Source organism: Corallococcus sp. AB049A (assembly GCF_003668885.1).
Classification (GTDB): domain Bacteria; phylum Myxococcota; class Myxococcia; order Myxococcales; family Myxococcaceae; genus Corallococcus; species Corallococcus interemptor.
Window position 1 is genome coordinate 1 of sequence record NZ_RAWL01000184.1, and the last position, 16,389, is coordinate 16,389.

The 16,389-nt window shown below is 70.8% G+C and carries 17 protein-coding genes; 9 read left to right on the forward strand and 8 right to left on the reverse strand.

The genetic code is table 11. From position 1 onward, the window contains the following. The 4 genes from D7X55_RS20295 to D7X55_RS20310 form a co-directional block, all read left to right on the forward strand. Positions 1-243, forward strand: a 243-nt coding sequence (locus D7X55_RS20295) for an EVE domain-containing protein (RefSeq protein ID WP_121723929.1), incomplete at its 5' end; no start/stop codon positions are given. Beyond that, positions 240-830 carry a DUF4291 domain-containing protein gene (locus D7X55_RS20300; RefSeq protein WP_120548214.1) on the forward strand — a complete coding sequence of 197 codons (591 nt, stop codon included), beginning with the start codon at positions 240-242 and terminating at the stop codon, positions 828-830. The genes D7X55_RS20295 and D7X55_RS20300, both read left to right, overlap by 4 nt. 36 nt (positions 831-866) lie before the next feature. Then, positions 867-2,009 (forward strand): prephenate dehydratase, encoded by a 1,143-nt coding sequence (gene pheA / locus D7X55_RS20305; protein WP_120548213.1) that lies wholly within the window; start codon positions 867-869, stop codon positions 2,007-2,009. Continuing rightward, complete coding sequence (locus D7X55_RS20310) at positions 2,002-2,835, forward strand: prephenate dehydratase (RefSeq protein WP_121723930.1); 834 nt, start codon at positions 2,002-2,004, stop codon at positions 2,833-2,835. The genes pheA and D7X55_RS20310 overlap by 8 nt, the downstream gene beginning before the upstream one ends. Here D7X55_RS20310 and D7X55_RS20315 read toward each other — a convergent pair. After that, positions 2,825-3,964, reverse strand: a complete 1,140-nt coding sequence (locus D7X55_RS20315; RefSeq protein ID WP_120548211.1) for a 3-deoxy-7-phosphoheptulonate synthase — start codon at positions 3,962-3,964, stop codon at positions 2,825-2,827. The two genes, D7X55_RS20310 and D7X55_RS20315, sit on opposite strands and share 11 nt — an antisense overlap. Before the next feature lie 94 nt (positions 3,965-4,058). Then, a complete protein-coding gene (locus tag D7X55_RS20320) occupies positions 4,059-4,625 on the reverse strand; it encodes a tetratricopeptide repeat protein (protein WP_121723931.1) in 567 nt (188 codons plus the stop codon). Positions 4,626-4,880: 255 nt separating this feature from the next. Here D7X55_RS20320 and D7X55_RS20325 point away from each other — a divergent pair, with 255 nt between their 5' ends. Next, positions 4,881-6,488 (forward strand): Na+/H+ antiporter, encoded by a 1,608-nt coding sequence (locus tag D7X55_RS20325; protein ID WP_120548210.1) that lies wholly within the window; start codon positions 4,881-4,883, stop codon positions 6,486-6,488. A gap of 6 nt (positions 6,489-6,494) precedes the next feature. Here D7X55_RS20325 and D7X55_RS20330 read toward each other — a convergent pair whose 3' ends face one another. The 4 genes from D7X55_RS20330 to D7X55_RS20345 form a co-directional block, all read right to left on the reverse strand. Further along, positions 6,495-7,298, reverse strand: a complete 804-nt coding sequence (locus D7X55_RS20330) for an NAD-dependent epimerase/dehydratase family protein (protein WP_121723932.1) — start codon at positions 7,296-7,298, stop codon at positions 6,495-6,497. Between the two features lie 114 nt (positions 7,299-7,412). Then, the gene (locus D7X55_RS20335; RefSeq protein ID WP_121723933.1) at positions 7,413-9,074 is read right to left on the reverse strand and encodes a sigma-54 dependent transcriptional regulator; all 1,662 of its coding nucleotides are present in this window, start codon (positions 9,072-9,074) and stop codon (positions 7,413-7,415) included. Positions 9,075-9,120: 46 nt separating this feature from the next. Further along, positions 9,121-10,074, reverse strand: coding sequence for a diguanylate cyclase domain-containing protein (locus tag D7X55_RS20340; protein WP_199747022.1), 954 nt, complete (start codon positions 10,072-10,074; stop codon positions 9,121-9,123). Between the two features lie 120 nt (positions 10,075-10,194). Further along, positions 10,195-10,473 carry a glutaredoxin family protein gene (locus D7X55_RS20345; RefSeq protein ID WP_121723934.1) on the reverse strand — a complete coding sequence of 93 codons (279 nt, stop codon included), beginning with the start codon at positions 10,471-10,473 and terminating at the stop codon, positions 10,195-10,197. A 21-nt stretch (positions 10,474-10,494) separates the two neighbouring features. Between D7X55_RS20345 and D7X55_RS20350 the strand changes: the two genes are divergently transcribed. Continuing rightward, positions 10,495-11,688, forward strand: coding sequence for a DUF4388 domain-containing protein (locus D7X55_RS20350; protein WP_120548205.1), 1,194 nt, complete (start codon positions 10,495-10,497; stop codon positions 11,686-11,688). 12 nt (positions 11,689-11,700) lie between these two features. On the opposite strand, the gene D7X55_RS20355 is transcribed toward D7X55_RS20350, so the two are convergent. Further along, positions 11,701-13,182 (reverse strand): penicillin-binding transpeptidase domain-containing protein, encoded by a 1,482-nt coding sequence (locus D7X55_RS20355; RefSeq protein ID WP_121723935.1) that lies wholly within the window; start codon positions 13,180-13,182, stop codon positions 11,701-11,703. A 173-nt stretch (positions 13,183-13,355) separates the two neighbouring features. Here D7X55_RS20355 and D7X55_RS20360 point away from each other — a divergent pair, with 173 nt between their 5' ends. Both D7X55_RS20360 and D7X55_RS20365 read left to right on the forward strand, forming a co-directional pair. After that, positions 13,356-14,219, forward strand: coding sequence for an ABC transporter permease (locus tag D7X55_RS20360; RefSeq protein WP_407921776.1), 864 nt, complete (start codon positions 13,356-13,358; stop codon positions 14,217-14,219). Next, the gene (locus tag D7X55_RS20365) at positions 14,216-15,127 is read left to right on the forward strand and encodes an ABC transporter ATP-binding protein (protein ID WP_121723936.1); all 912 of its coding nucleotides are present in this window, start codon (positions 14,216-14,218) and stop codon (positions 15,125-15,127) included. Before D7X55_RS20360 ends, D7X55_RS20365 begins: the two co-directional genes overlap by 4 nt. 19 nt (positions 15,128-15,146) lie before the next feature. On the opposite strand, the gene D7X55_RS20370 is transcribed toward D7X55_RS20365, so the two are convergent. Continuing rightward, complete coding sequence (locus D7X55_RS20370) at positions 15,147-15,377, reverse strand: sulfurtransferase TusA family protein (protein ID WP_120548201.1); 231 nt, start codon at positions 15,375-15,377, stop codon at positions 15,147-15,149. A gap of 245 nt (positions 15,378-15,622) precedes the next feature. On the opposite strand from D7X55_RS20370, the gene D7X55_RS20375 reads away from it, so the two are divergent. Further along, positions 15,623-16,389, forward strand: a 767-nt coding sequence (locus D7X55_RS20375) for a DsbA family protein (protein ID WP_233609955.1), incomplete at its 3' end; no start/stop codon positions are given.

Below are 16,389 nucleotides of genomic sequence, written 5' to 3' on the forward strand. Positions count from 1 at the left end.
GGCGAGGACTGGGCCTCCGTGGACGTGGGCCCCGTCGTCGCCTTCACCACGCCGGTGACGCTGGCCACCATCAAGGCCACGCCCGCGCTCAAGGACTTCCCGCTGCTCACCCGCAGCCGCCTCAGCGTCACGCCCACCCCCGCCGAACACTTCGAGCTCGTCCTCAAGATGGGCAAGACGAAGCTTCCCAAAACGGCAGCCGCCAAACCCAAGCCGAAAGCCAGCCCCAGAGCCCGCCCATGAGCGCAGCCCGCGAAGTCCGCGCCGACTTCGACCGAGCCACCATCGTCATCTACCAGGCCTACTCGGACGCCATCGCCGACGTGGCCGTGAAGCAGCAGAAGTTCGGCCCGCCGTTCTCCGTGGGCCGGATGACGTGGATCAAACCCAGCTTCCTGTGGCTCATGCACCGCTCCAACTGGGGCCGGAAGAGCGGCCAGGAGCGCACGCTCGCCGTTCGCATCAAGCGCTCCGGCTGGGAGGAGGCGCTGTCCTCCGGCGTCCTCACCGGCTTCGAGCCGAAGGCCCACGGCTCGCCGGACGCGTGGCGCAAGGCCTTCGACTCCGCGCCCGTCCACATCCAGTGGGATCCGGAGCGCACGTTGCGCGGCGCGGGCCTGCCCCACGACAGCATCCAGGTGGGCCTGAGCCGCGCCGTCATCCAGCGCTTCGTGGACGACTGGACCGTGTCCATCACCGACCTCACGCCCCTGGTCCAGAAGCTGCGCAAGCACCTGGACGATGGCCGCGCGGACCAGGCCACGCGCCACCTGCCCAAGGAGTCCGTCTACCCGGTCCCCCCGGAGCTCGTCCGGCGCCTGGGAATGTGAGGGCGCGTCTTCGACGCGAGTTGTTATGTTCCGGCCATGGCGGACATCCCCTCCCTGGAGACCCTGCGGACGCAAATCGAACGCATCGACGAGGACATCCTCGATGCGCTCCAGCGGCGCATGGCCCTGGCCGATGACGTGGCGCGCGCCAAGCTGGTGACGGCCTGGCCCTTCCGGGACCCGCAACGCGAGGACCTGCTCCTGCGCAAGCTGCGCGGCCGGGCGGCGGAGCGCGGCCTGGATCCGCATGAAGTCGAGCGCCTCTACCGCGTCATCCTCGACATGTCCGTGGCCCGTCAGCAGGCCCTCGTCACGCGCCTGGACACCACGCCCCTGCGCGTGGGCTATCTGGGCGTCGAGGGCTCCTACAGCCACCTGGCCGCCCGTCAGCGCTACGGACACCGTCCCGGCGGAGTGCTCCTCACCGGCTTCGACACCGCCCGCCAGGCCGTGGGTGCCCTCAAGCAGGGCGAGCAGGACGTGCTGCTCCTGCCCATCGAGAACACCACCGCCGGCAGCATGAACGAGACCTACGACGTGCTCGCCGCGGGCGACGGCGTCATCACCGGCGAAGTGGTGAGCCAGGTGGACCACCGGCTGTTGGGCGTGAAGGGCGCGAAGGTGGAGGACCTGCGCGAGGTGCTCTCCCATCCGCAGGCGCTGGCGCAGTGCGAGGACTTCCTGCACACGCACGTGCCCTGGGCCCGCGCCGTGCCGGGGCCGGACACCGCCATCGCCGCGCAGATGGTCGCCGACCGCAACGACCCGGCCGTGGCCGCCATCGCCAGCGAGTCCGCCGCCGGCCGCTTCGGGCTCGTGGTGCTCGCCAGCAACCTGCAGCCGGCCGGCGCGGACTTCACGCGCTTCGTGGAGGTGGCGCGCCAGCCCACGCCACTGGCGCCGGAAGTACCGTGCAAGACGTCGCTGCTCGTCGTGCTGGAGCACCGCCCGGGCGCGCTGGGCCAGGTGCTTCAGCGGCTCACACAGCGCGGGGTGAACCTCTCCAAGCTGGAGTCGCGTCCCATCCCGGGCGCGCCGTGGAAGTACCGCTTCTACCTGGACGTGGAGGGCCACTCCGCGTCCGCGGCGGTGACGGCGGCGCTGGAGGACCTGCGCCCGCTCACGTCCTCCCTGCGCGTGCTGGGCACGTACCCGCGAGCGGAGCCCGTCGATGGGTGACGCCGCCCCCCGCCGCATCGCCTTCCAGGGCGAGCGCGGCGCGTACGGCGACGAGGCCACGGGCGCCCTCTTCGGCGCCTCCGTGACGCGCATCCCCTGCCCCACCTTCCGCGCCGTCTTCGAGGCCGTGGCCCAGGGCACGGTGGACGGCGGCGTGGTGCCCATGGAGAGCGCGCTCGCGGGGCCCGTGGCGGAGGTGGTGGACCTGCTGCTGGAGTTCACCCCGCCCCTCTCCGGCGAGCTGCGCCTGCGCGTGAATCACTGCCTGCTCGCGCCGCCGGGCCGCACGCTGGAGGGGCTCACGCGCGCGCTGTCGCATCCGCAAGCGCTGGCCCAATGCGGAAGCTGGCTGCGCAAGCACCACCTGCATCCCGTGCCCGAGGCGAACACCGCCGTGGCGGCGCGCCGCGTGGCGCAGGAATCGCTGGAGGGAACGGCGGCCATCGCCAGCCGGACCGCGGCGGAGCTCTACGGACTCAGCGTGCTCGCGGAGGGCATCGCGGACTCGCCGGACAACGCCACGCGCTTTCTCGCGGTGGGCCCGGCCGCGCCGCCAAATCTGGGCTCGCGGTGGAAGACGTCCCTCGTCCTCACGCTCGACAACGGCCCCGGCGCGCTCGCGGGCGTGCTCACGGCCTTCGCGGCGCACGGGGTGAACGTCGCTCGGCTGGAGTCGCGGCCCGGCGGCGTCCGCGCGTGGGACTACCGCTGGTGCCTGGACGTGGACGGCGCGGACAGCTCCGCGCCGGTGAAGGCGGCCCTGGCCGAAGCCCGGAGCGCCTGCACGTCGCTCCGGGTGCTGGGCAGCTACGCGCTCAGCGACTGACGGCCTTGGCCGGAGCCGCGGCCTGCGTCGTCCCATCGCCGTTGCGCACGGCCTCCGAGTACGCGGCGCGCACGATGTTCGTGTAGCGCTGGAGCGCGCCCAGCTGCTCCATGCGCAGCGCCTGCGGCCCGTCGCACAGGGCCTTCTCCGGCGTCGGATGGAAGTCCACCAGCACCATGGACGCGCCCGCGATGATGCCCTGGCCAATCGCGTGGAAGATGTCCGGCAGCCCGTCCGGCGGGGCCTCCGCGCGGCCAATGGCGTGCGAGGGGTCCACGCACACCGGCATGCGCGTGAGGCGGCGCACCACCGGCACGTGCGCGAAGTCCACCATGTTGCGGTGCGGGTCGCCCAGGTGCGTCTTCACGCCGCGCAGGCAGAACACAATCTTGGGATTGCCCTCGCTCGCCACGTACTCGCACGCGTTGAGGGACTCCTCCAGCGTGATGCCCATGCCGCGCTTGAAGAGCACCGGGAAGGTGCGCTGCTGGCCAATCACCTTGAGCAATTCGAAGTTCTGCGCGTTGCGCGTACCCACCTGGAGCATCACGCCCGTGGGCGTGCCGGCCTTCTTCAGCGCGTCGTTGATCTCATCGATGTGGCGCGGGTGCGTCACCTCCATCGCGATGACCTTGATGCCGTGCTTGCCCGCGGACTCGAAGACGTAGGGCAGGCACTTCGCGCCCAGGCCCTGGAACTCATACGGGTTGGTGCGCGGCTTGTACGCGCCCATGCGCGTGGTGGTGATGCCGCAGCGCGCGAGCGCCGCCATCATCGCGTCCACGCTCTCCGGCGAGTCCACCGCGCACAGGCCCGCGAACAGGTTCACCGAGTTGTCGTCGAAGGTGACGCCGTTGTACTCGAAGCCCGCCGTGGTGCGCTGGCCGCCGTGCCGGCCGATGATGCGGTACTTCTGCGAGACGCGGACCACCTGGCGCACGCCGGGCAACTGCTGGAACGGCTCCAGCGGCACCTGCGCGGTGGAGCCCAGCAGGTAGAGCTCCGTGATGGTGGACTCGGCGCCCTGGACGACGTGGGCACGCGGGGTGACGCCCTCGTACTGCGAAGCGAGTTGGAGGACGGCGTTCACGACGGATTCGGGGGAATCCGGCTCGAGCATCACGATCATTCGAAGGGTTCTCCTGGTGGGGGGCCGCTTCGGCATTCAACACCGGCGCCCCGCCCTTTCCCTCCGCTTTTGTAAAATTTTGATAAGAGCGGCCTCAGGAGGAGGCGGGGCGCAGCCGGGTCGCCAGCTGGGTGTAGTGCTCCCGCTGGGTAGGGTCGCCCAGGTGCTCCCAGACGTCCGCCAGGGCCTTGGCCGCCTCCACGTAGGCAGGCGACAGCTCCAGGGCCAGCTCGAAGACCTGACGGGCCAGGCGGTAGCGGGCCTTGTCCGGCCGCCGGCCCTGGGTCAGCAGCGTGTTACCCAGCGAGTAGACCTCGATGGCGGCGGCCTCGCGGTAGCCGGGGGTGGGGTTGAGATGAACCGCCCGGTTCATCAGGAGGGAGGCGGCCTCCGGCTCGCCCAGCTCCAGCTGGCAGAGCGCGGCCTCGCGGTGGGGGTCCGCCGCGTCGGGATCCAGCTCGATGGCGCGCTGGAAGCCCTTCAAGGCCTCCTCGGTGCGCCCCAGCTGCTTGAGGGCGAAGGCCTTCGCGGTGAGCGCCGGGAAGTGGCGTGGATCCGCGGCGAGGACCTGATCGAACGACTGGACCGCGGCCTCGTGGTTGCCGGCCATGGAACGGTGGACGCCCTCGTTGAACGACGCCAACAGCAACGACCTGGACATCTTCGGTTCCCCCATCGGACAGGGTGCATGAAGCCGCGCGGATCCACGCGGCCCGAGAGCGCAAGCCTGTCACCGGGGGCCCACGCGTCGCAAAGGTGGGCCCCTTTTCCGGCTGATGGCACCCATCGCGTTCCGCTGATGACGCGGGGCGCATCCCACGTGACGCAGGTTTCCGCCGTCCGGAATTCGCCACTGTCCCGGGCCACCCCTCCTGCGCTAGGCCGCGTCGCCGGAAGTCCGCACCCCGAGGCCTTCATGCTGGTGTTCGAGATCGTCATCGCGCTGCTCCTGGGAGGCGCCGGGCTGGCCGCGCTGTCCCGGAGGATGGGCACGCCCTACCCCGCGCTGGTGGCGCTGGCCGGCGCGGTGCTGGCGCTCGTCCCGGGCAGCCCGGAGCTGGTGTTGGATCCGGAGCTGGCGCTCACCCTGTTCGTCGCGCCGGTGCTGCTGGACGCGGCGTTCGACGCGTCTCCTCGCGACCTGCGCGCGAACTGGCGGCCGGTGGCGGGCCTGGCGCTGGGGGCGGTGGTGCTCACGGTCATCGCCGTCGCGTTGGCGGTGAGGTGGATGGTGCCGGGGATGTCCTGGGCCGCGGCCATCGCGCTGGGCGCCATCGTCGCGCCTCCGGACGCGGCGGCGGCCACGGCGGTGCTCAAGCAGCTGAAGCCCCCGCACCGGCTGCTGGTCATCCTTGAAGGCGAGAGCCTCTTCAACGACGCCAGCGCCCTGCTGATCTACCGGCTCGCGCTGGGGGCCGTGGCCGCGGGCGGCGTGCTGGGCTGGAGCGCGGTGCCCACGCTGCTCGTCGTCACGGTGGGCAGCGCGCTGTTGGGGGTGGTGCTGTCGTGGGTGAGCCTGCGCATCAACTTCCTGGTGGAGGACGTGTCCACGGCCGTCATCACCCAGTTCGGCAGCACCTTCGCGGTGTGGATCCTCGCGGAGCGGCTGCACCTGTCCGGCATCCTGACGACGGTCATCTACGCGATGACCATCTCGCGCACGGCCTCCACGATGACGCCCGCGCGGATCCGCATCCCGTCCTATGCCGTATGGGAGGTGGCGACGTTCGTGTTGAACGTGCTGGCCTTCGTGCTGGTGGGCTTCCAGCTGAAGACCATCGTCGCGCGCTTCGACCGGGCGACGTGGCTGGAGTACACGGCCATCGCGGGGGTGGTGACGGGCGCGGCCATCCTCGCGCGCTTCGCCTGGGTGATGGGGGCGGGGGCGTTCAACCGCTGGTGGCAGCGCAGGACGAAGTCCAGCATCGTCACCCTCTCGCCGAGCGCGTCCGTGCTGGTGGGCTGGTGCGGCATGCGGGGCATCGTGACGCTCGCGGCGGCGCTGGCGCTGCCCACGGGGCACGACGGGGTGCCGGCCTTTCCCTACCGGGACCTCATCCTCTTCACGTCCTTCTCCGTGGTGCTGGGGACGCTCGTGGTGCAGGGGATGACGCTGAGGCCGCTGATGTCGCGGCTGACGCTGGACGACGACAACGAGGTGGACCACGAGGTGCGGCTCGCGCGGGTGGAGACGCTGCGCGCGGGGCTGGAGGCCACGCAGGAGTCCCCGGGCACGGAGATGGCGGCCCTGGTCCGCCGCCGCTACGAGTTGCAGCTGCGGCGCGCGAAGCAGCTGTTGGCCGAGCACGCCCTCACGAGCTCCGGGAGCCCCAGCTCACCGTGGGGGCCGCCCACCGCGGACGCGGAGACGGTGCGCTCCGCGATGGCCGCGGGACGCAGGAAGCTGGCGGAGCTCCGCGCGAACGGCACCATCGGGGACGCGGCGTTCCAGCAGGTGGAGCAGGAGCTGGACTGGTCGGAGCTCGACCTGCAGCAGCTCCTGCGCGCGGAGTCCCCTGAGTAGGGCATTTCAGCCGCGAGCCTCCTCCTCCATGGAGGCGAGAAACCCGGTGGTGAAGTCCGGGTAGCGAGGCGTCCAGCCCAGGGCCTCCAGCTTCGCGGCGCTGATGGCGCGGTCGCCGCGCAGCGACTCATGGAGGGACGCGAGGGGCACGCGCGGCGGCATGGGCAGCCCCAGCTGCTGACAGAGCCAGGACGCCGTCTCCTCCTGCGTCGCGGGCCGGCGGTCGGCCACGCAGTACACCTCTCCCGGCGCCCCGCGTTCGAGCACCACGCGCACCGCGTCCACCAGGTCGTCCACGTGGATGCGCGACAGCCGTCCCCCGCCCGAGTCCGGGATGCGCAGCGTGCCGGCCTTCAGGCGTCCAGACGTGCCGCGCCCCGGGCCGTAGATGCCCGCGATGCGCATGACGCTCGCGCCCAGCGGCAGGAAGAGCGCCTCCGCGTCCAGGCGAGCACGGGAGACCTCGGAGGTCCTGTCGACCGGCGTGGCTTCGTCCACGTGTCCGCGAGCGGATCCATAGACGCCCGTGGACGACAGGTAGACCAGCCGCGAGGGACGCGCGCGGGACAGCACCTCCGAGAAGCGGGCATCCAGCCCGGCGTCCGGGGGAACGGAGTCCACCACGTGCGCGCCTGCGGCCCGTGACAGCGCGGCGTCCACCGATACGACGTGCACACCCGCGCCCTCCAGCACCGCGCGGCGTGCCGCATCCCGGGTCGTGGCCAGGACCTCCCGTCCCGCGCGGGCCTCCGCCACCGCGAACCGCGTGAGCGTGTAGCCACAGCCAAGCAGCAGGAGCGGAGCGGTCATGCCCTCCGCGATACCGGGCAACGCCCGCTCCGCGCAAGGCCCGTCCCCAAAGTGAACGGCCCTCCTCCCGTCATCCGGAAGAAGGGCCGTCGTCTCACAGCGTCAACCGCGGCTCTAGAACTCCGCGCTCGCGCGAGGGTCGATGATGCCGCACTCCTTGATCTTGTAGAGCAGCGCCTTGTAGCTGATGCGCAGCTTGCCCGCCGCGCGGCGCTTGTTCCACGCGGTGCGCTGGAGCATCGCGAGGATGGCCTCGCGCTCCGCGAGCATCGCCGCGCGCTTGCCGATGTCCTTGAGCGACAGCTCCCCGGCCGGAGGCGGCGGGGGCGGAGGCTGAGGCGCGTCGAACGGGTTCGCGTAGCGCTGCGGCGCCACGGCGTTGAACGGCGAGGCCTCCGCCACCGGGACCGGCGTCAGCGACGCCCCACGCGCGGGCATCTCCAGCACCTGCACGCCCGAACCCGACACCGCGGAAGACACGGCCGGCGGAGCCGCGAACACGCGCGCGGACTCCTCCACGTGACGCGACGGAGGCGGGATGAAGTCGTCCCCACCGCCGTACGACGTGGGCAGCGACGGGGCGCTCGCCGGAGCACGGCCACCGGCGTGGATTTCATCCAGCACCAGCGTCGGATCCTTCAGCACGCACAGCCGGCGAACCATGTTCTCCAGCTCGCGCACGTTGCCCGGCCACTCGTAGTCGCTGAACGCGTGGAGCACCTCGGAGGGCAGCTCGGACACGTTCGTCATGAAGCCCTTGCCGTACTTCTTCAGGAAGTGGTCGGTCAGCGGCACCACGTCCTCGCGGCGCTCGCGAAGGGGCGGCAGACGGATGGCCACCACGTTGAGGCGGTAGTACAGGTCCTCGCGGAAGTTGCCGAGCGCGATCTCCTTCTCCAGGTCGCGGTTCGTCGCCACCACCACGCGGCTGTCCACGCGGACGCTCTTCTTGCCGCCGACGCGGAAGAACTCCTCGTCCTGCAGCACCTGGAGCAGCTTCGCCTGGAGGCGGATGGCCATCTCGCCAATCTCATCCAGGAAGATGGTGCCCTGGTCCGCCAGCTCGAACTTGCCCGGCTTCTCCGCCGTGGCGCCCGTGAAGGCGCCGCGCTCGTGGCCGAACAGCTCGCTCTCCAGCAGCTCACCCGGCAGCGCCGCGCAGTTCACCTTGATGAACGGACGGCCGTGACGCTGGCTGCGCGCGTGGATTTCACGGGCAATCACTTCCTTGCCCGTGCCGGACTCACCCAGCAGCAGCACCGGCACGTCCGTGTCCGCGATGCGCTCCACCAGCGCACGCGCGCGGCGCATGGCCGGCGACGTGGAGATGAGCACGCGGGCCTCGGCCGCGGCCTCCGCGGACGTCAGCACCACGCGGGGCGCCGGCGCGGTCGCCTGACGCTCCGGCACGCGGGTGCCCAGGGCGCGCGCGAGCACGTCCTGCAGCTCGTCGTTGCCAAAGGGCTTCGCCAGATAGTCGGACGCGCCCATCTTCAGCGCGCGCACCGCGTCGTCCGCGCCCGACAGCGCGCTCAACACGATGACCGGCGCCGTGCCGCCGCTGCTCCGGTAGCGGCGCAGCACCTCCAGGCCACTCATCTCCGGCATGACGACGTCCAGCAACACCGCGTCGAACGAGCCGCCGGAGAGCATCTCCAGCGCCTGCGAACCGCTCGATGCACAGCGCACCTGGTAGCCCGAGCTGCCCAAGAGCTCGGACAGGAACGTGCGCACCGACTCCTCGTCATCCACCACCAGCACCGCGATCCGATCCATCCCCACGCCTCCGCTCGCCCTGTGCATCAAACCCTCGTGAACTGAATCAAACCGACATCAGACGGGCTGGACCGGCTGCCCGCCGAAGTTCGCGTGAACGTCTCAAGGTCTGCAGTGCCGCGCCCAGCAGCTGGGTGGGAGCCCCCACCGTGTCCGGGAAGCTCACCGCTCCCAGCTCCAGCGCCGTGCGCACCACGCGACCCTCCATCTGGAACCGGGCGGCCTCGAACCGGGCCTCCACCCGCGCCAGCACCTCCGGCACCGCCTCCGCGGGCGTGCCCGGCAGCAGCATGGCGAACTGACTGTCGCCCACCCGCGCCACCGCGTCCGCCTCGCGCACCGTCTGTCCCAGCACCACCGCGCTGTAGACGAGCAGCCGCTCCGCCATGCCCTTGCCGTGCTCCTTGCGAAGCGCGCTCCACCCCGTCACCTCCGCCGCCACCACCGAGAACGTCCCGCCGTAGCGCTCCGTCCGGCGCGCCTCCAACCCGATGAGCGCCAGCAGGAAGGGCCGGTTGTAGAGCCCCGTCACGGGGTCATGCAGCGCCAGCGCCGTGCCGGCCTCCTCGCCCGCCGCCGCGCGCTCCACCGACTGCTTCAGCCGCATCTGCGCGTGAAGCTTCATGGACAGCTCCGCGCCATCCACCGCGCGCGGCACCACGTCCACGCACTGTCCCTTCTCCACGCAGAACTTCCACGCGTCCCGGTCGTGCGAATCCACCAGGTACATCATCGGCACCGTGCCCTTGCCCACCTGGCGCAGGCGCCGAGCCGTCTGGATGGCCGCGTAGTCCGGCGGCTGCGCGGCCAGCAGCACGGCGTCCGGACGGATCACCTCGAAGAGGGGCACCGCCGCGTCGAAGCGCGTCAGGGGGACCACGCGGAAGCCCGCCTCCCCCAGGAGCGCCCGGGTGCGCTCCAGATCGTCCGCGCGCGGCTCCACCAGCAGCACCGTGGGCGGCTGGCCCGACTTTCCCGCTCGCTTGCGCTTCACACCCACCGCCTTGCCCTCCCTTCCAGCATTTTCTGCCCCGCCACCCTGCCCGCCTGCCCAGATTTACAGCCCCGTCACTTTTGCGCCCTACGTATCCCCTTGGATTTCTTGGGGAAGGGCACTTCGTTACCCATCCTGGCCCACGGTTTTAGCAATGGGTATGCCATTCATCACCTCACGGATCCGGGCTTCCAGGGCCTCGGCATCCACCCGGTGCTTGAAGGCGGGCACCCCGTCGATGAGGACCACGGGGATGTCGTAACGCCAGGCCTCGAAGAGGTCCGGGCTCTGGAGGATGTCGGTGACGTAGAGCTCGAACGGCAGCCGGGCCTTCACCTCCTCGACCACGGCGAGGGCCTTCACGCAGAGGGAACACCGGGGTTTCGAGTAGATATCGACTCGCATGCGTTGCAGGATGGGCGCTCGATGCGCGGCGTGTGTGGTGATTTTTCGACGATGCCCCTCAAGGACCTGGTCGTCCACCTCGGGAATCGCCGGGCCACCGGCACCCTGAACGTGGAACGGGGAGACGTGCGCAAGCAGTTGCTCTTGCGCGACGGCCACGTCATCACCGCCAGCTCCAACCAGCCGCGCGAGTACTTCGGTCAGTTCCTGATCAACCAGGGGCACCTGACGGAGGACCAGCTGGAGCGCGCGTTCGCCACGCAGGCGGAGACGCACATCCTGCTGGGGAAGATCCTCATCATGACGGGCACGGTGTCCGAAGCCACCGTGCGCACGGTGCTCTCCCACAAGTTCCGGGAGATGCTGCTGGACGCCTTCACCTGGGAGGAAGGCGGCTTCGACTTCCGCGCCACGGACGTCGCGCCGGAGTTCGAGGGCCTGGACGTCAGCGTGGACCTGGTGGACGTCAGCCGCGAGGGCGAGTTCCGCGAGACGGCGTGGCAGGCCATCCGCGCCGTCTTCCCCTCCGGCCGCGTGCGCGTGGAGGTGGACGAGCGCAAGCTGACGGACCGCAAGGCCGGCAGCATGGACGAGCGCATCGTGCAGCTGGCGAAGGAGGGCCTCAGCATCGACGGCATGGCGCTGGCGCTGCACGCCACGGACTTCTTCCTCTACCAGCGGCTGTACGCGCTCTACCGCCAGGACGCGCTGCGCGTCTCCGACGAGGCGCCCCTCCCCGCCCCGGAGCCCGGCGCGCACACCGTCGTCGTGGTGGAGGATGATGACGACGACCTGAACGCGGGCGGCGTCATCGGCTCCGAGTCCTCCTCCGACGAGGTGCTCCAGGCCGCCCAGCTCTTCCTGGACGCGGGCAACCTGCGCGACGGCGAGGCGCTGGTCCGGAGGGCGCACGAAATCGCTCCGACGGAGCACACGCTGAAGCTCCTGCGCGACGCGGAGAGCCGCCTGCTCACGGAGCTGCGCAAGGCGCTGATGGAGCCGTCGCGAGTGCCGGCGCTGATGGTGACGCCCGCGCACCTGAAGACGCTGCCGCTCACGTCACCGGAGCGCTACCTGCTGTCGCGCATCGACGGGCGGCGGGACGTGGCGGCCATCGTGCACGTGTCGCCGCTGCAGGAGCTGGAGGCGCTGAAGTTCTTCCAGGGCTTCGTGGACACGGGGCTGGTGAAGCTCACCCCGCGTCCACTGTCCTGACCGCCGCGCCTTTCAGTGCTTGCCGGCGGCGCCCGCGGGGGCCGTCACTTCCACTGGCGCGGGGATGCGCTCCAGCGCCAGGCGCAGGGCCTCGCGGCCCAGGTAGGAGCCGCGGATGCGCCACTTGGGGTCGTTCACGATGAGCGCCGCCACGGCCACGCGCGGGTTGTCCTTGGGCGCGAAGCCCACGAACCACGAGTAGTCGCGGAAGGGCTCACGGTCCGCGAGCGTGCCCGTCTTGCCCACGGCGTCCTTCACCTGGAAGCCGCGCTCGCGGAAGACGCCGCGCGCGGTGCCGTGGGTGACGGTCTCCTCCAGCATCCGGGTGAGCGCGTGCGCGGCGGTGGGCGTGAGCACGGGCTCGGGCTCCGGCAGGGGCATGAAGGGCTCCGGCTCCACCAGCACGGGGTCCACCCAGCGGCCCTCGTTGGCGGCGACGGCGGCCAGCAGCGCGCCGTGCAGCGGGGACAGGTACACGTCACCGAAGCCCGCGCCGGTGTTGGCCAGCGCGAAGCCGTCCTCGGGGATGTACGCGAGCGACACGTCCAGCGGCTGGGCGAAGGGGATCTCGCGGTTGAAGCGCAGCCGCGCCGCCATGCGCTTGAGGGCGTCCGCGGACAGGTGCTTGCTGGTCATCTTGGCGAAGATGACGTTGGCGCTCTTGCCCATGGCCAGCGCCAGCGAATAGCAGGCGCCGTCGCGCTCGGTGTCCTCCAGCTGCCGCTCGTTGAGGCGGCGCTTGCCGCCGTGGAAGCACGCCTCGGTCTCGGGGGACACGCCGGCTTCCATGAGCGCGCTGCCGGTGACGATCTTGAAGATGCTCGCGGCCGGGTACACCGCGCGGATGGGCAGCCCGCGCAGCTCCGGCTTCGCCTCCGAGTGCTCCGCCATCGCGAGCACGCGGCCGGTGGACGGCTCCAGCACCACCGCGGCGCCATAGGGCACCTGGTAGTTCTGCATGATCTTCGTGAGCGAGGCCTGGAGGCCCGGGTCGATGGTGAGCACCTGATCCGGCGCGCTCTTGCCGCCCTTCACCACCAGCTTGTTGCCCTCCAGCTTCGCGCGGGCCACCAGGTCCTGCGCGCGCGGCAGCCCCTGGAGCTTCGCGAACGGCGGTGACTTCTCACGCGAGGGCACCGGCATGGGAGGCACCATGCCCGGCTCCAGCGCGGCGGCGTCCTTCGCGGCCAGCGCCTCCGCCAGCGCGCGGGCATCCACCGGGCGCGTGTCCTCGGGCGGCGTGGCCGCCACGGCCTCACCGGCGGCTCCGGAGTCCGGGGCCATCTGCTCGGCCTCCACCTTCTCCACCAGCGCGCGGGCGCCCACGGGCCCCGCGTCCGTTCCCAGCGCGGTCACCGACTGCGCCAGTGCCCGCGCATCCGACGGGGCGGCCGGTGACGGCGGGGTGTTCGCGTCCGGCCCGGGCGCGGAGGCGCCCAGGAGCAGCGTGAGGGGGAACAGCGGCAGGGCGGCGAGGAAGCGGCGCATCGTCATTCTTCGGGGCTCTCCTTGGGGGCAGGGAGCAGACGGCCGGGATCCTACGCGCTGAGGGCGCGCTGTCCACGGCTTGCCTCCTCGACTGCCTCCTTCGTCCGCCAGAAACCTGGGAAGGCACCCGGAGGTCCAGTAGGGTCCTGTGCACCTTGGACGGACTCAAAGAGATTTTGGTGATCTGGGCAGCCGAGCTGCGCCGGGCCGTGCGAAGCGGCCGGGCCATCGTGCTGCTCGGGCTCTACAGCATGTTCTCCGCGCTGGTGCTGCTCGTGGTGGGCTTCGTCACCCGCGAGCTGCAAAGCCAGCTGAACGCGGGGCTCCCCGGCTCCACCATGGATCCGGACATGGCCGCGCAGGCCGCCGACCAGATGCACCGCGGGGTGCTGGGCTTTCTCACCAGCAATGACTCCGCGATGATGGAGGCCCTGGCCCACGTGCCCATCGTGGTGCTCATCGTCTACAAGATCACCCTCTTCTTCCTGCCCGCCTACATCGCGCTGATGGGCTTTGATCAGGTGAGCGGCGAGGTGGGGCCGCGCTCCATGCGCTACCTCACGGTGCGCGCGCGCCGCTCCTCCGTGCTGCTGGGCAAGTTCCTCTCCCAGGCCACACTGCTGGTGGGGCTGGTGCTGATCATCGACCTGGCCATCTTCATCTACGCGCGCATCCTCAACGCGGACTTCGCCTTCGGGGTGCTGGTGCTCAACCTGCTGAAGTTCTGGAGCGCCACCATCGTCTTCTCGCTGGCGTACGTGGCCCTCACGTCCTTCTGCTCCAGCCTCTTCCGCAACCCCGCGGTGAGCCTCGTCTTCAACTTCATCCTGCTCTTCGTCTTCTGGCTGATGGACTCCGTGGGCCAGGCCGTGAGCGAGCAGAACGTGCTGCGCTTCCTGCGCTACCTGTCCCCGTCGCACTACTCCGGCAACCTGCTGCACCCGAAGCTCGCCGAGTTCGCCACCAGCGGCGCGGCCTACGCGGCCTTCGCGGCCGTCTTCCTCTTCGGCGCCTACGGCGTCCTGCGCGCGAGGGACCTGTGAGCGACCTGGCCATCCAGCTGAACAACGTCTCCAAGCGCTTCGGCCCGAAGGTCGCCGTCAACGCGGTGAGCCTCCAGGTGCGCCAGGGCGACGTCTTCGGCCTCATCGGCCCCAACGGCGCCGGCAAGACGACGACCTTCTCCATGATGTGCGGCTACCTCTACCCGTCCGAGGGCTCGCTCCAGGTGATGGGCGTGTCGCCCACCGCGCCCGGCGCCCTCAAGGGCCGCGTGGGCGCGCTGCCCCAGGACGCGGTGCTGCCCCCCGGCTGGGAGGTGGGCGCGCTGCTCATGTACTGGGCCCGCCTGTCGGACCTGCCCCAGCCGGAGCACGAGGCCCGCGGCGCCCTGGAGAAGGTGGGCCTCATGGAGGCCTGGAAGGTCCAGACGCAGGCGCTCAGCCACGGCATGGCCAAGCGCGCCGCCATGGCCCAGGCCCTGATGGGCCGCCCGCCGCTCGTCCTCCTGGACGAGCCCACCGCCGGCCTGGATCCGCGCATCGCCGCGCAGGTGCGCCAGGTCATCAAGGACATGCGGGGCACGCAGACGGTCGTCGTCTCCAGCCACAACCTCCAGGAGCTGGAGGAGCTGTGCGACGCCGCCGCCATCCTCGACAAGGGCTCGCTCGCGCAGGCGGGCACCATGTCCGAGCTCACCGGCCAGGGCGCCGAGTTCCGCGTCCAGATCGCCCGGGGCGACGTCATCATCCCCGAAATCACCTCGCTGCCCGGCGTCACCGACGCGCGCATGGAGGGCACGGACGTGCTGCGCGTGCGCTTCGACGGCCAGGCCCACAAGGCGGAGGAGGTCATCAGCCGCACCGTCGCTCACCTCCTCCAGCACCAGGTGCTCATCCTCGGCGTCAGCCGGGGCCGCCGCCTGGAGGACCGCGTCCTTCAGCTGCTGTAGGCCCGCGCCCCACGGACGCTCACCCCGCCTTGCGCACCCAGCCCACATAGTGGGCGCCGCGGCGCTCCATGCGGACAAGCTCGTTGCCCGTCGCGTCGCACCACGCGGGCAGGTCCGCCTCCAGCCCTCGGTCGGTGGAGACCAGCTCCACCAGCGTCCCGGGCTCAAGGCGGCGCATGGCCTTGGCGATCTCCAGGATGGGCACCGGGCAGAGGGCCCCGGACGTATCCACGCGCACACCGGCTTCCATGGCCCCGCATCCTCTCACGGAACCGTGACGGCCCAAGCGCTACGGCACGCGCGCCCAGAGGGAATTTTGCTGCCCCACGCGCCGTTGTCCGCCCCTTCGAGGCCTCTGGATATCGGGCGGACGCAGGCGGTCATCGCGGCTTGCGTGTCTGGAATTCCCTCTGTTAAGTACCCCGCCCCTTTCCCTACCCAGACACCCGCTTGGGGCCCGGAGTCGGACCTATGGCGCAGGAGCATTCCCAACCCATGAAGCCCAATGTCATCGTGGCCCTGCTGGTCGGCCTGGTGCTCGGGTTCGTTGGCGGCCGTGCCGCCACCGGCTCGAAATCCACCACCGGTAACACGCCCACCGTCGCGCAGGCGGCCAACAAGCCCGCGCGCGCCGTGGACCCCACCGTCTTCAAGGTGCCCGTGGACGGCGCCCCGACGAAGGGCAGCGCCAACGCGCTCGTCACCATCGTGGAGTTCTCCGACTACGAGTGCCCGTTCTGCAGCCGCGCGCACAACACCGTCGAGCAGCTCCAGAAGGACTACGGCAGCAAGCTGCGCGTGGTGATGCGCCAGAACCCGCTGTCCTTCCACCCGCACGCCCGCCCCGCCGCCCTCGCGGCGCTCGCGGCCGGTGAGCAGGGCAAGTACTGGGACATGCACAACCTGCTCTTCGCCAACAACAAGAAGCTGGATGCGGAGAGCCTGGAGGGCTACGCCAAGCAGCTCGGCCTGGACGTGGCGAAGTGGAAGGCGGACATGGCGGATGAGCGCCTGGGCGCCACCATCGACAAGGATCAGGCCCTGGCCCAGCAGATGGGCGCCAGCGGCACGCCGGCCTTCTTCATCAACGGCCGCTTCCTCTCCGGCGCGCAGCCCATCGACAACTTCAAGGCCCTCATCGACGAGGAGCTCGCCAAGGCCGAGGGCCTGGTGAAGAGCGGCGTCGCGCCGTCGCAGGTGTACGCGCGCACCATCGAGAAGGGCGTCGACCGCGCCCCCTCGCGCCCCTCCCCGCCCCAGGC

Coding starts and splice junctions, on each gene's coding strand:
- D7X55_RS20300 (WP_120548214.1), top strand. CDS start 240: ATGAGCGCAGCCCGCGAAGTCCGCGCCGACTTCGACCGAGCCACCATC.
- pheA (WP_120548213.1), top strand. CDS start 867: ATGGCGGACATCCCCTCCCTGGAGACCCTGCGGACGCAAATCGAACGC.
- D7X55_RS20310 (WP_121723930.1), top strand. CDS start 2,002: ATGGGTGACGCCGCCCCCCGCCGCATCGCCTTCCAGGGCGAGCGCGGC.
- D7X55_RS20315 (WP_120548211.1), bottom strand. CDS start 3,964: ATGATCGTGATGCTCGAGCCGGATTCCCCCGAATCCGTCGTGAACGCC.
- D7X55_RS20320 (WP_121723931.1), bottom strand. CDS start 4,625: ATGTCCAGGTCGTTGCTGTTGGCGTCGTTCAACGAGGGCGTCCACCGT.
- D7X55_RS20325 (WP_120548210.1), top strand. CDS start 4,881: ATGCTGGTGTTCGAGATCGTCATCGCGCTGCTCCTGGGAGGCGCCGGG.
- D7X55_RS20330 (WP_121723932.1), bottom strand. CDS start 7,298: ATGACCGCTCCGCTCCTGCTGCTTGGCTGTGGCTACACGCTCACGCGG.
- D7X55_RS20335 (WP_121723933.1), bottom strand. CDS start 9,074: ATGGATCGGATCGCGGTGCTGGTGGTGGATGACGAGGAGTCGGTGCGC.
- D7X55_RS20345 (WP_121723934.1), bottom strand. CDS start 10,473: ATGCGAGTCGATATCTACTCGAAACCCCGGTGTTCCCTCTGCGTGAAG.
- D7X55_RS20350 (WP_120548205.1), top strand. CDS start 10,495: ATGCGCGGCGTGTGTGGTGATTTTTCGACGATGCCCCTCAAGGACCTG.
- D7X55_RS20355 (WP_121723935.1), bottom strand. CDS start 13,182: ATGACGATGCGCCGCTTCCTCGCCGCCCTGCCGCTGTTCCCCCTCACG.
- D7X55_RS20370 (WP_120548201.1), bottom strand. CDS start 15,377: ATGGAAGCCGGTGTGCGCGTGGATACGTCCGGGGCCCTCTGCCCGGTG.